The following is a 13445-nucleotide window of genomic DNA, read 5'->3' as shown; positions in this document are numbered from 1 at the left end:
GTTCAGGCCATCCGTTTCAGCTTGGGATCGAGCGCGTCGCGCAGCCCGTCGCCGAGCAGGTTGATCGCGAGCACCGAGATCAGGATCGACAGGCCCGGCATCGTGACGATCCACCACGCGCTGTCGATGTAGTCGCGCGCCGACGCGAGCATCGCGCCCCACTCGGCGGCGGGCGGCTGCACGCCGAGGCCGAGGAAACCGAGCGCGGCCGCGTCGAGAATCGCCGAGCTGAAGCCCAACGTGGCCTGCACGATCAGCGGCGCCGTGCAATTGGGCAGCACCTGCGAAAACATCAGCCGCAGCGTGCCCGCGCCCGCCACGCGCGAAGCCGTCACATATTCCTTGTGCAGTTCGCCGAGCGCCGAGCCGCGCGCGAGCCGCACGTAACCCGGCAGCGCGACGATCGCGATGGCGAGCATCGTGTTCGCGAGACCCGGCCCGATGATCGCGACGACCGCGACCGCGAGCAGCAGCGACGGCAGCGCGAGCAGCACGTCCATGAGACGCATGATCGGCGTGTCGGCCCATTTCTCGAAGAACGCGGCGACGAGGCCGAGCACGATGCCCGGAATCAGCGCGAGCACGACCGACACGCAGCCGATCCACAGCGACAGCCGCGCGCCGTACATCAGCCGCGAGAGGATGTCGCGACCTGCTTCGTCGGTGCCGAGAATGAACTTCCAGTTGCCGCCGTCGAGCCACGCGGGCGGGATCTTCACGTAGTCGCGGTATTGCTCGATCGGACTGTGCGGCGCGATCACCGGCGCGAAAATCGCCACGACGATCAGCAGCAGCACGATCACGCCGGCGCCCACGGCGCCTTTGTTGCGGGAAAAGTTCGCCCAGAATTCGCGCAGCACGAGCGCACGGCCCGAAGGCGGCGTTACGGCGCGGGGCGCTGTGTTTTGAATGTCAGTCATCACGCCTCCTCGTTTTGAATGTTGTGTGGAGTGATCTTGTTCATGATGCGTGTTATCTCGTGTGCCGGATGCGCGGATTGAGCACGCCGTACAGCAAGTCGACGAACAGGTTCACGAGGATCACGAAAGTTGCGATCATCAGGATGCCGCCCTGCACCACCGGATAGTCGCGGCGGCTGATCGCATCGATCAGCCACTTGCCGATGCCGGGCCACGAAAAGAGCGTTTCGGTGAGCACGGCGCCTGCGAGCAGCGTGCCGACCTGAAGGCCGATCACCGTCACCACGGGAATGAGCGCGTTGCGCAGCGCGTGTACGACGATCACGCGCGCGGGCGAGAGACCCTTCGCGCGCGCGGTGCGGATGTAATCCTCTCGCAACACTTCGAGCATGGATGAGCGCGTCATGCGCGCGACCACGGCAAGCGGAATCGTGCCGAGCACGATCGCGGGCAGGATCAGGTGCGAGAGTGCGGACTTGAACGAGCCTTCGTCGGTGCCCGGCAGCAACGAGTCGATCAGCATGAAACCAGTCACGCGCGGAATGTCGAACTCCACGGCGATGCGGCCCGACACCGGCGTCCAGCCGAGTTGCGCCGAGAACACCATGATGAGGATGAGCCCCCACCAGAAGATCGGCATGGAGTAGCCGGTGAGCGCCGCGCCCATGACGCCGTGATCGACCACGGTGCCGCGCCGCAGCGCCGCGAACACGCCTGAGGGCAGGCCGACCGCCAGCGCGAAGATGAGCGCGCAGATCGACAGTTCAACAGTGGCGGGCAGGCGCGCGAGGAATTCGCCCATCACGCTCGTGTTCGTGATGATCGAGGTGCCGAGATTGCCTTGCAGCGCATGACTGACGTAGTGCAGATACTGCATCGGCAACGGCTCGTCGAGCCCGAGGCGATGCAGCGCTTCTGCGTGCATCTGCGGATCGACGCCGCGCTCGCCCATCATCACTTCGATGGGGTCGCCAGGAATCAGGTGGATGAGCGCGAACGCGAGGATCGTGATACCGATGAACGTGGGTATCACCATGCCGATGCGGCGCAATACGAAGCGGAACATGTCGTGTTCCCCCGAAAGCTTGAATTGAAACGCAACCGGCGACAGGGGCTCGTGACCCCGGTCGCCGGACCTTATCCGAACAGTTTTCCGTGTAAGTTGCTAACCGAACGAACGATGACCTGCTACGGCATTACTGCATGCTCACGCCGTCGAAGCGCGCGTAACCGAGCGGTTCGATGCGCATGTCCACCACCTTCTTGCTGACCGGCTGATAGACCGTCGAGTGCGCGATCGGCGAGAACGGCAGTTGCTGCGCGAAGATCTGCTGCGCCTGCGTGTAAAGCCTGGTGCGCTGTGCCTGATCCGAAGTCTGACGCGCCTTCTGGATCAGATCGTCGAACGGCTTGTAGCACCACTTGCCGAAGTTGTTGCCGTTCACGGCCTCGCAGCCGAGCAGCGTGCCGAGCCAGTTGTCCGGATCGCCATTGTCGCCGGTCCAGCCGATCAGCATCGTGTCGTCCTCGCCCGCGTGCGCGCGCTTGATGTATTCGCCCCACTCGTACGTGACGATCTTCGCGTTCACGCCGATCTTCGCCCAGTCGGCCTGGATCATTTCAGCCATCAGACGCGCGTTCGGGTTGTAGGCGCGCTGCACGGGCATCGCCCACAACGTGATCTCGAAGCCGTTCGGGAAGCCTGCCTTCGCGAGCAGGGCCTTGGCCTTCGCGGCGTCGTAAGGCTGCCCCGCGAGGCTCTTGTCGTAGGACCATTGCGTCGGCGGCATCGGGTTGGTCGCGGCCTGGCCCGCCCCCTGGTACACGGACTCGATGATCGCCTTCTTGTTGATCGCCATGTCCAGCGCCTCGCGCACTTCGAGCTTGTCGAGCGGCTTGCGCGTCACGGTGTACGAGAGATAACCGAGGTTGAAGCCCGGCTGCGACGGCATCGAGAGGTTCGCATCGGCCTTCAGCGGCGCGATGTCAGCGGGACGCGGATAACTCATCACCTGGCATTCGTCGCGCTTGAGCTTCTGCACGCGCACGCTTGCATCGGGCGTGATTGAGAAGATCAGCTTCGAGAGCTTCACCGCACCCGGCTTCCAGTAGTCCGGATTGCCGTCGAAGCGGATCGTCGCGTCCTTCGTATAGCTCTTGAAGACGAACGGCCCGGTGCCGACCGGGTTCTGGTTGATGTCGGCGGCCTTGCCGGCCTTGAGCAACTGGTCCGCGTATTCGGCCGAAAGAATCGACGCGAATTCCATCGCCATGTTCTGGATGAACGGCGCGTTCGGCTCGTTGAGCGTGAACTTCACCGTGTACGGATCGACCTTTTCCACCTTCGCGATGAGCTTGTCGAGGCCCATGTCGGTGAAGTACGGGAACAACACCGGGTAGGCCTTGCGGAACGTGTTGTCCGGATCGAGCATGCGGTCGAACGTGAACACGACGTCGTCGGCGTTGAATTCGCGCGTGGGCTTGAAGAACGGGGTGGTCTGGAACTTCACGCCGTGGCGCAGATGGAACGTGTAGACCTTGCCGTCAGCGGAAACATCCCACGACTGGGCGAGGCCCGGTTCCACCCTGGTGCCGCCGCGCTCGAATTCGACGAGGCGGTTGTAGACGGTGAACGTGTTCGCGGTGAAGTCGGTGCCCGTGGTGTATTGCGCCGGATCGAAACCGGCGGGGCTGCCTTCCGAGCAGTAGACGAGCGTCTTGTTCGGAAGGCTGCTGGCTGCGTGTGCGAGCGGGGCGCCAGCAATCGACACCGCGGCGACTGCGGCGAGCGAGGTCAGCCGCGCAACGCGCGACAGTTTGTTTTGTTTCATGTTTTCTCCAATTCGGTGCCGGCCGGAGCCGGCGTACAGCGATCTTGCAAGAGCCCGGGTGTGCCACAACAACCCACTGCTCCGGTGCGCCAAACGGCCCCGTGGACGGTCGGAATACTTTTATCGGCACACGGATTACGAGACGATATTCAGAGTCGCCCACATCCGGGTAATGCCTTGAGCCGTGGTGAAACAGGGCAATAAAAGTAACCTTGCCGTCCTGAATTGACCACTTCGTAGCGTATGGGACGGCACACAGCTGGATGCTCGGTAAGTGCCGCGCATTGACTGGCCGTTCTTCCAGTAGAGGTCGGGGAGGGGGCTTGCCGTCGACGCGTTAATCGACGCATCAACCGCCCCCGCCCCGTCAGATACCAGAACATCGCCTTTGCATCGGATAGACCCGCATACGTGCCATCGAGGTGTAGCGCGCCCGAAACGACTGCTCGTGGGCGCGTTGCAGTCCACGTCCATCGAATGGACGACAAAAATACCGTTCGTCCCATTGAAATAGTCGAAGGCGAGGCTTTGCTCAGGTCATGCGTCCACTACCCCGGGCTTCTGAACCTGCGATTAGAAGCTGTGGTACATGCCAACGTTGGCCTGAACCTGGTTGCCGCCCGATGCGGTATTGCCGAAGTCGGCAGCCGAAGCCTGAGCGCCCAGAGCATGGACGTAGGCGCCGATGGCGTAAAGCGAGGTGCTCTTCGACAGCGAGTACGTGGCACCCAGCGACACCTGGTTGACCGATGCCATCGTGCGCCCCCTGGCGGTTTGCTCAGGCGTGGCAGCCGAACCATAGACGTACGTGTACTCAGCAGCCAGCGACAGCGCCGGGGTTGCCTGATATTGCAGAAGACCGGCCAGCACGTTGAAGTGGACCGACGGTTGGCCATCGAAGCCCTGGTACTGAGCGTTCGAGTACCGCAGGCCAGCCGTGTACGAACCAAATTGGTATTGACCGGCGACTTGAGCGATGCCTGCGCTCCTGAACGCATTGCCGCCGTTGTAACCCGAACTCGGATAGCCCAGGGCACCGCCGAACGACGGTTGTGCCGTTGCGTTCTCCCAGCCGTTCTCACCTTGATTTGCAGCATGGAAGTAGCCGCCCGCGGCCGTCAGACCACCTTGAGCGTAGTCCGCGGCCACCGACCACGATTGCCCCGAACCCGTAGCACCGGCAACGCCGCCGAACGAGTACGCGCCTTCAACCTGGAAGCCTCTGAAGATCGGCGAAATATACTTCACCGCGTTATTCTGGTTCGTTGTGTTGTCGTTGTTGTCGACGTCGCCCGGGGTCGAGAATGCCGACGCCGAAACGGCGTCGCCCGTCAGGCCTTGAACCATTTCCGTCACGGCGTCGAGCTGGCGGCCCAAACGCAGGGTACCGTACCGGTCCGAAGCGAGGCCTACGTAGGCCTGGCGATTGAACAGCGAACGTGTGGAGCCAATGGGACCCTGGCCGCCGATGCCGCCGGTGGCAATGTTGAAACCATTTTCGAGCTTGAAGACTGCCGCGAGGCCGCCGCCGAGGTCTTCCTGACCCTTGAGGCCCCACTTGTTCGAACCTGCGGCGCCGCTATCGAGGCTGACCTTCTGATGGCCGCCGACGTTCGAGGTATAGCCGATACTTGAGTCGAGCATGCCATAGAGGGTGACCGACGACTGCGCCATTGCTGCCGAGGATGCTGCGAAAGCCGCAACAGAGATAACGCTGACCTTGATTTTGCTGTTTTTCATTGTTATTTCACTGACCAGGAGTAATTTTTAGTTTGGTTGAAACGGGTTTTTTTATTCGAATGCAGATGACGGCGCACGGCCTGCGCGTCGTCTCAAGCAGGAATGGCTAGCGTCACATTTGCGCGCAGCAGCAGATCGAGGTCATTTACTTCGTTATCCTTTCAATTTGACATAGGGAAGCACCGGATGTCTCGGCCAATCCGGTACTTCCCTGACTAGAACAGCCGCGGCGTCCCTACCCAGACGACTACCGCTTCCTTGCTTCCGTTGTTGCTCCAGCTATGCGGCACCGTGGACTGGTAATGCGCCGAGTCTCCCGTATGCAGCACAAACTCCTTACCCTCCAGCGCCAGCGACAGTTCACCGTCGAGCACGTAGAGGAACTCCTCTCCTGCGTGCGTGGTGACTTCCGAGCGCGTCTGGCCCACAGGCAGACGCACAAGGATTGATTCGAGCTGGCGTCCTCCGGCCGTATTCGTGAGCCGGGCGAACAGATTCGCCGAATCCGCGAAGCCGAAAAACTCAAGCTGATCGCCGCGCTTGACCGAACGTTCCTCCGATGGTGTTTCGACGAAGTACTGCATCGTCACGCCCAACGCCCGCGCAATACCCGAGAGCGAAGTCAGCGACGGCGAAGCCAGACCACGTTCCACCTGCGATAAAAACGGCTTGGAAATACCAGCCGCCGTTGCCGTCTGATCGAGCGTCTGGTTCAGCCGCTGGCGCAGTGCGCGGATCTTTTCGCCGAGCGCCAACGCAGCCGGGTCCTGCTTTCCATTTGTAGAAACCATATCAGGAACGAAAATTGTCGTCAAAAAATGTTTGATATAAGTAAATATCGTTTGATGCCCTTGCGACGTGCCGAACTTTCCCTTAGGGGAGCCGGCACCGAAGCAGCGCGTCAGCGAGGTCCGCGCCGTCACCGTGATGGACGATCAGACAGAAATGAAACTGTAAACCTGGTGCCCGCGATCCGCAGACCATCCGGGGAGGAGATACGACATCGCCTGGCGTCATAAGCGCGGCCCATGCCCAGCGGCACAATGAAACTCCCCGCGAATTCCGTATCCGCTAACCGAGCGCTCGTCATGCCGCCTGCTGTCCTGCGCGGCATACCGACTTCTTTCGAATTGCATAGGACGGGCGTAGCTCAACGTCGAGTGCGGACGCCCATGATTGTAGAAGCTCAACCAGTCGAGCGCCGCGTCCATCGCCTCGCGACGCGTCGCAAAGCGCCGCCCGTGAATACGGCGGTCTGCTGCCAGACCTGCAAATCGTGCGGTGAGCCCCAGTACGACCGCCATCCTGACTGACTGCTCGATTGCGTACTTGATACTCAATAGTGGCAAGCGACTCTTCGGGGCGCAGCGATGAAGAGCCTCGCGTGGCGGTTGGTCGAGTTGCTGCAGGGAGCGGATTATCGCCCCCTGTACGGCCGGCCGTGAACCGGGCCGTTCCGCAATTCAGGCTTCCCGACCTTCCCTTACGCTCCGGCGGCCTTCAAACGCAGCATCGTCCGCGGATGGACGTTGAACTGATTTGCGACCTCCGTGGCGGACTGAACGCGAAGTAACTCCAGCGCCTCCTGGCGTTGTGCCGGCGAAAGGGCTCGCCGTCTTCCCAACTGGCTGCCGCGGGCACGCGCGGCCGCTATCCCGGCGCGGGTTCGCTCGCTGATCAGGTTCCGCTCGAACTCGGCCAGCGCGGCCATCATGTGAAAGATCAGCACGCCACCAGAGGAACTCGTATTGATGGATTCGTTTAGCGAGACGAATTCGACGCCCCGCTTTTCCAGGCGGCCAATGAGGTCGACCAGTTTGCTCAACGACCTCCCCAGCCTGTCGAGACGCCATACGACCAGCGTGTCGCCTTTCTTCGCCTGGGCGAGAGCGCCATCCAGCCCACGCCGGCAGAACTCCGTGCCCGATACCCCGTGATCGGTGAAGAACTTGCTACAGCCTGCCGCGCGCAGCGCGTCGAGTTGCAGTGCCAGGCTTTGTTCATGAGTTGAAACGCGTGCATAACCGATTTTCATGATGTTTTCCGGGAAAGGGTTGGCCCTTTGCCTAACTGATGGTGATTGAAGCGGCATGTTGTTGTATTCCCCCGGCTATGCCGACACCATCTCGTTGACAAAAACGGTCCTTTTTGCCAATATGCTCTGATGAATAGGTAATCTTGGCGGGCGGCCGAAGGCCAGAGCCTTAGCCATCGAAATTGCCGGAGACAGAAAGGACCCATTTTGTGCCGCGGAGTTGTGGTAGAGGCCTGAGCTAATTGTAAAAATTTGTGCGCAATGCGACGGGTGACCGTGTGCTTTTGCCCGTCCCTGGAGCCGGAATGCGAGCAATCGAAAGCATGGCCATGGAAGTTCTGAACCACGACGAACTGGCGGCGATCCTGGGCGATCTGGCTATCGAAACGCACAGCAATGCAATGACGACGCAGTCCCCCGACTGGCAGATCGCCAAAGACGTTTTCGTCTCTCTCGCGGAAAACCGGCTGTTTTTCCGGCACGAAATGATCTGCGCCGTCGACGCGCCCACGGACATCCTCTATAGCGAGATGCTGGTGCGGATGAAGGTGGATGACCAGGTCCTGCTGCCCGGCCGCTTCATTCCCGCGCTGGAAAGACTTTCGCTGATGCGCCCGTTCGACCGTTTCGTGCTGGGCCGCACGCTCGATGCGCTCCGGGCCATTCCCGGCAAGCATCTCGGCTGCAATGTCTCGGCACAGAGCGTGCGGGACGATCACTGGTGGAAATCGCTCTTTCTCGAACTGGCCGCCGAACCCGAAGTCGCGTCCCGGCTGGTGGTGGAGATCACGGAGTCGGCGCCGGTGTCGCCGGTCGACGGACGCGCGTTCGTCCAGCGCCTGAGACGGCTGGGCGTGCGCGTCGCCATCGACGACTTCGGCGCGGGATTTTCCGCCGATGCCGCTCGGATGTGCGAACCCGACATCATCAAGATAGACCGCTCGTTTCTGCGGCATGTTCGACTGGGCACCCTTTGCATCCCTGAATTCGACCGTCTGGTCAGGGTGGCTCAGGACATCGCGCCGATCGTCGTTGTCGAGGGCGTCGAAACGCCCGACGATGTCCGGATCGCCCGCGATGCCGGCGCGCCCTGGATTCAGGGTTATTACATCAACGCTCCCGATGCGCCGGCTTCAATAGAGGCGGATTAACGACGCCGGGTTTCCCCTGATCGCCGATTCCCGCCCGAAGCCTCCGTCGAAGCGCTCGACCTTCGCGTTGTCGGTCGGCGTGCGTCGCCGTCTGAAAGCCCATTCGACATCGTTTTTCATGCCCGCGATTCACATCGCTTTCTACAATTATTGAATAAGATCAATAACGCGGCATGTGCAATTCATTCCCGATTTATTTATTTCCTGTTAAAAACCGGATCTAAATCTCTTCTCTATTGACGAGAGAAATTTCAGGATCAATGTTCGCGTCCGGTTGACGTCAAGCACTTCCACGCATCACGAACGCCCGTACGGAATAGCGGGCAAGCCACGCCCGTGCCACGCAAGCGTCACTAACACTTTGGTATCGTGCTAATACTTTGGTATTAGGCGGGCCTTGCCAAAATCCGGCATTCGGTGTTCCATACCGTCCATGCATCAGAACTCGCCCGTCTGGAATTCCGCGAGCGATCCGCCCGATGCCCAACCGGTCGCCCCGGGCATCGGGGCGGGGCCAATCGCGCGGCGTTCAAGCCAACCTGGGAAGAGCGACAAAAACAGTCCGCAGAATCATCCGTGACGCCATGCTCCGCAAGAAGTTTTCGCCTCCGACGCCACTCCCGCACCGCTCCGCCCGTCTGCGGGCGATCGACCAGTCGCCGCTGCCGAAAGAAGAGCTTTTGCGGCTCGCCCTGCGCTATCACTTCGCGCTTCGCTGGCTCGACTCGGACGACGGACAACTCGAACACTTCGTGCTGCTCGCGCAGCATTTCATGATCGCCCGCTCGTTGTGCAGGCTCGGTTGCCAGCAGATACCGGAAACCACGCTCGCCGACGCCGACGCGGCTATTTCCGCCTGGACCAACAAGGGAATTCAAACGGGCGTGTTCCGCGTAGACCGCGCCGCGTTCGACGCCATCCAGGCGTTTCTGCTCGCCCATGACGAACAACTGCGTACCGCGTCGCGCGCAGCGGTGTCCGTTGCGCTCGCGGACCTCGCGGAAATGAGGCAAAAAGCGGTGGAGAATAACGCCCAGCCGCACTCGCCGCTGCCGGCGAAGATGCCGGAAATCTCCGCGGCCGGGCGAAGCTGATTCGCTCCGTCGCCATGCCCGCTTGATCCGCGGCGATCGACATCAGCCGATACGGCGAGAACCCCCGAGCCGCGCACGATCACCGCAACAAAAAAAACGGGCCACCGCCGAAGGCGTGGCCCGTGTGAAGTGCGGCGGCAGTGACAGCGAACGGAGAAGCCAGCTCCGCTGATGCGCGCCGCAGCCGGGTACCGCCGGCTTTCCTGTACCGGGAACCGCGCGCGTGTGGCCCGTGTGCTTACTTCGTGCCCACGGTCTGCGACGGCACCCACTTGCCGTTGACGACCTTGTACACCGTCACGCCGCCATACTTCAGGTCGCCGTACTGGTCGTACGAAAGCTCGTTGGTCGTGATGCCCTTCATGTTCGTGGCCTTCAGCGCGGCGAGATAGACGTGCGGGTCGGTCGAGCCCGCTTTCTTCATCGCGTTGAACACGGCCATCGTGCCGTCGTACGCATACGGCGCGTACAGTTCCACCGGCTGCCCGAAGCGCTTCGAGTAGTGCTCCGCGAACTCCTTGCCGTTCGGCATCTGCGCGAGCGGGCTGCCCTCCGACGCGGCAAGGGTGCCTTCGGCCGCCGGGCCGGCGACCTTGATCAGGTTGTCGGACTGGAGCATGTCGGGGCCGATCAGCGTCGCGTTGATCGCGAGCGTGCGCATCTGCTTCAGCATCGGCGCGGCCTGGGTATCCGCGCCGCCGTAGAACACCGCATCGACGTTCGCCGCCTTGATCTTCGTGAGAATCGCACGGAAATCCACGGCCTTGTCGTTCGTGTATTCCTGATCGACCACGGTCGCGCCCGCCGCCTTCACGGCCTTCGAGAACTCTTCCGCCACGCCCTGCCCGTAGGCGGTGCGATCGTCGACGACCGCAAAACGCTTGAACTTGAGGTCCTTCGCGACGTAGTCGCCGAGCACGCTGCCCAGTTGCGTATCCGAGGTCAGCAGGCGGAACGTGGTCGGCAGGCCGAGGCGCGTATAGGTCGGCGCGGTAGCCATCGCGATTTCGGGGACGCCCGCCTTCGCGTAGATCGGCGCGGCCGGAATGCTCGTGCCCGAGTTGTAGTGGCCGATGACCGCGACCACGCCGTCGTCCACCAGCTTTTGCGCGACCGTCGTGCCGACCCGCGGATCGGCCTGGTCGTCCTGCGCGTCGAGCACGAAGTGCACCGGCTTGCCGCCGATCACCGGGTTGGTCGCGTTCATGTCCTCGATCGCCAGTTCGACGCCGCTCCTGAAGTCGGCGCCGTAGTGGGCCTGGCCGCCGGTCAGCGGCGCGGCGAAGCCGATCTTGACGTCGGCGGCCTGGGCGAAGGCCGCGGTGCTGCCCAGCGCGGCGGCAGCGTACGCCACCGCGGCGACGGCGGTGGCAAGGGTGCTCGCGCGCAGCGGCAGAAGGGATTCGGAATAGCTCATCAGATCTTCTTTCCTCACATTTTCACGTTGTTCATGGACACCGCTTTATCCTCCTTCACATGCTCGATGCGCAAGCCGCTCCGCTCAACGAACGGCGCGGCTCATAAAACACTTTGCATGGCTAACCATACGCATCGTCCCCGGCATGAATTACCGCACCAGAAGGATCGCATCCCATTCTTGCAGTCCAAAAAAATTGCGGACAACATTTTTCGTCGGCTGGCATTCCACACGCGTCGAAAAGCCACGGACGACCTGCAAAACACACGCTCACAACGCGAGCACGTCGCGGTATAGCGCGCCCGGAATACGCACGCCGTCCCGTTCGCTGCGCGCCCGCGCTTCGAACCTGCGCTGCGACGGCAGCCGCGCGCCCTGCCCGGTCACCGCGTCGAAAAGACGTTCGGCGCGCGCGTGTCCGTCAGCCGCGTCGTCGCCCAGGAAACGCCGCGGATCGATCGCGATCACGAGTTCGCCGTGGCACGGACTCGCGCCCGCGCCCGCATCGAACGCCTGCGACTCCATGCTGGTCAGATCGCCGATCAACGCGCCCGCGAGCAATTCCACCATCGCGGCCAACGCCGAACCCTTGTGCCCGCCGAAGGTTCGCATCGCGCCGTCGAGCGCCGCGCGCGCATCGGTCGTCGGCGCGCCGTCGCGATCGAACGCCCAGTGCTCCGGTATCGGCTTGCCTTCGCGCGCATGCAGTTCGATGTCGCCGCGCGCAATCGCGCTGGTCGCGAAATCGAAAACGAACGGATCACCGTCCGGACGCGGCCACGCGAATGCAATCGGATTGGTGCCGAACACCGGCCGCTTGCCGCCTTCGGGCGCGACCCAGCTATGACTCGGATTCATCGCGAGGCCGACGAGGCCCAGCGCCGCGATCGCCTCGACTTCGGGCCACAACGCGGAGAAATGAAAACACCGCTTGATCGCCATCGCCGCGAGGCCCTGCGAACGCGCCTTTTCGGCAAGCCGCGGCAAGCCCGTCTCGAACGCCAGCAGCGAAAAACCATAGTTCGCATCGACGGAAAGAACGCCCGGCGCGAGGTCGCGCAACGTCGGCTCGGCGCGCGGATCGACCTTGCCGCTCCTGATGGATCGCACGCAGCCGAGCAGCCGGTACAGACCGTGCGAATGGCACTCGTCGCGCTGTCCCTGCACGATCACGCGCGAGATCGCATCCGCATGAGCGGGCGACGCGCCGTGACGCATCAGCACGTCGCGAGACAGCGAAAAAAGTTCGTCCAGTGAAAGAACGACCTCCGTGCTCTCGTCACTCATCGCGTCCTCCGCTGTCGTATCCCGAGCCGTCGATGCATCGCGTATCAGAGGCCGACGTCCGGCAACGCCGGACGCGTGTCGAGCGCCTGTTTGACGATCGCCTTCACGTGCGCGAGCGCGTCGCCTTCGAGCGCGAGACGCGGCGGACGCGTGAGTGCGCTGCCGCGACCGACCAGTTCCTCGCACAACTTGATGCACTGCACGAGGTCCGGACGCGCGTCGAGGTGCAGCAGCGGCATGAACCACCGATACAGCGCGAGCGCCTCGTCGAAACGCTTCTGCTTCGCAAGCCGGAACAGCGTCTCGCCTTCTTTCGGGAACACGTTGGACATGCCCGACACCCAGCCCTCCGCGCCCACGGCGATGCTTTCGACCACCACGTCGTCCAGCCCCGCGAACAGCACGAAGCGATCGCCGACCGCGTTGCGCAGGTCGATGAAACGGCGCGTGTCGCCCGACGAATCCTTGAAGCAGACGATGTTCTCGCAATCCTGCAACGCGATCAGCACGTCGGGCGTCACGTCGTTCTTGTAGACCGGCGGATTGTTGTAGACCATCACCGGCAGGTCGGTGCTCGACGCGACGGCGCGGAAATGCGCGGCCGTCTCGTGCGGCTTCGCGGAATACACGAGCGCCGGCATCACCATCACGCCGTCCACGCCGACGCGCGCCGCCTCGCGCACGGTCTGCCGCGCGAACTCGGTCGTGAACTCCGCGACGCCCGCGATCACCGGCACCTTGCCGCCGGCGGCGTCGCGCGCCGCTTCGATCACGGCGATCTTTTCGGCAGTCGCGAGCGACGTGTTCTCGCCCACGGTGCCGCACACCACGAGGCCCGACACGCCGTCCTTCACGAGGTTGCTGACGACGCGATGGGTGGCGTCGAGGTCGACCGAGAAGTCCGGCTTCAACTGGGTGCTGACAGCAGGAAAGACCCCGCTCCACTGGATTGCGTTGCCGCTCACGATTC

Annotated in this window: 11 protein-coding genes and 1 pseudogene; 2 read left to right on the top strand and 10 right to left on the bottom strand. The window is 62.6% G+C overall.

Translation table 11 applies throughout. From position 1 onward, the window contains the following. Positions 1–2: 2 nt before the first annotated feature. The 7 genes and pseudogenes from BLV92_RS24205 to BLV92_RS24175 all read right to left on the bottom strand — a co-directional run bounded on the left by BLV92_RS24205 (position 3) and on the right by BLV92_RS24175 (position 7526). On the bottom strand, positions 3–920 hold the full coding sequence (locus tag BLV92_RS24205; protein WP_090549980.1) for an ABC transporter permease subunit: 918 nt from the start codon (positions 918–920) through the stop codon (positions 3–5). A 52-nt stretch (positions 921–972) separates the two neighbouring features. Then, positions 973–1986 carry an ABC transporter permease subunit gene (locus BLV92_RS24200; protein WP_090549977.1) on the bottom strand — a complete coding sequence of 338 codons (1014 nt, stop codon included), beginning with the start codon at positions 1984–1986 and terminating at the stop codon, positions 973–975. A 130-nt stretch (positions 1987–2116) separates the two neighbouring features. Continuing rightward, positions 2117–3751, bottom strand: coding sequence for an ABC transporter substrate-binding protein (locus BLV92_RS24195; protein ID WP_090549975.1), 1635 nt, complete (start codon positions 3749–3751; stop codon positions 2117–2119). Between the two features lie 573 nt (positions 3752–4324). After that, on the bottom strand, positions 4325–5491 hold the full coding sequence (locus tag BLV92_RS24190) for a porin (protein ID WP_090549972.1): 1167 nt from the start codon (positions 5489–5491) through the stop codon (positions 4325–4327). A gap of 215 nt (positions 5492–5706) precedes the next feature. Beyond that, positions 5707–6282, bottom strand: coding sequence for a helix-turn-helix domain-containing protein (locus tag BLV92_RS24185; protein WP_090549971.1), 576 nt, complete (start codon positions 6280–6282; stop codon positions 5707–5709). Positions 6283–6585: 303 nt separating this feature from the next. Beyond that, positions 6586–6741 (bottom strand): annotated as a pseudogene (locus tag BLV92_RS31775) (IS3 family transposase); the annotation flags it as partial. A 233-nt stretch (positions 6742–6974) separates the two neighbouring features. After that, positions 6975–7526 carry a recombinase family protein gene (locus BLV92_RS24175; RefSeq protein WP_090549966.1) on the bottom strand — a complete coding sequence of 184 codons (552 nt, stop codon included), beginning with the start codon at positions 7524–7526 and terminating at the stop codon, positions 6975–6977. Between the two features lie 329 nt (positions 7527–7855). On the opposite strand from BLV92_RS24175, the gene BLV92_RS24170 reads away from it, so the two are divergent. Both BLV92_RS24170 and BLV92_RS24165 read left to right on the top strand, forming a co-directional pair. Beyond that, on the top strand, positions 7856–8677 hold the full coding sequence (locus BLV92_RS24170) for an EAL domain-containing protein (RefSeq protein ID WP_090549963.1): 822 nt from the start codon (positions 7856–7858) through the stop codon (positions 8675–8677). A gap of 584 nt (positions 8678–9261) precedes the next feature. Beyond that, complete coding sequence (locus tag BLV92_RS24165; protein WP_090549960.1) at positions 9262–9771, top strand: hypothetical protein; 510 nt, start codon at positions 9262–9264, stop codon at positions 9769–9771. 238 nt (positions 9772–10009) lie between these two features. On the opposite strand, the gene BLV92_RS24160 is transcribed toward BLV92_RS24165, so the two are convergent. The 3 genes from BLV92_RS24160 to BLV92_RS24150 form a co-directional block, all read right to left on the bottom strand. Further along, entirely contained in the window at positions 10010–11188 is a 1179-nt protein-coding gene (locus tag BLV92_RS24160) for a branched-chain amino acid ABC transporter substrate-binding protein (protein WP_090549957.1), read from the bottom strand. Between the two features lie 270 nt (positions 11189–11458). Beyond that, on the bottom strand, positions 11459–12475 hold the full coding sequence (locus BLV92_RS24155) for an Ldh family oxidoreductase (RefSeq protein WP_090549954.1): 1017 nt from the start codon (positions 12473–12475) through the stop codon (positions 11459–11461). A gap of 44 nt (positions 12476–12519) precedes the next feature. Continuing rightward, a complete protein-coding gene (locus BLV92_RS24150; RefSeq protein WP_090549950.1) occupies positions 12520–13440 on the bottom strand; it encodes a dihydrodipicolinate synthase family protein in 921 nt (306 codons plus the stop codon). Between the last annotated feature and the right edge of the window lie 5 nt (positions 13441–13445).

Origin of the sequence: Paraburkholderia caballeronis (assembly GCF_900104845.1) — a bacterium.
Lineage (GTDB): Bacteria > Pseudomonadota > Gammaproteobacteria > Burkholderiales > Burkholderiaceae > Paraburkholderia > Paraburkholderia caballeronis.
Note: the sequence above shows the minus strand (reverse complement) of the source record. Positions and strands in the feature narration are given on the sequence as shown.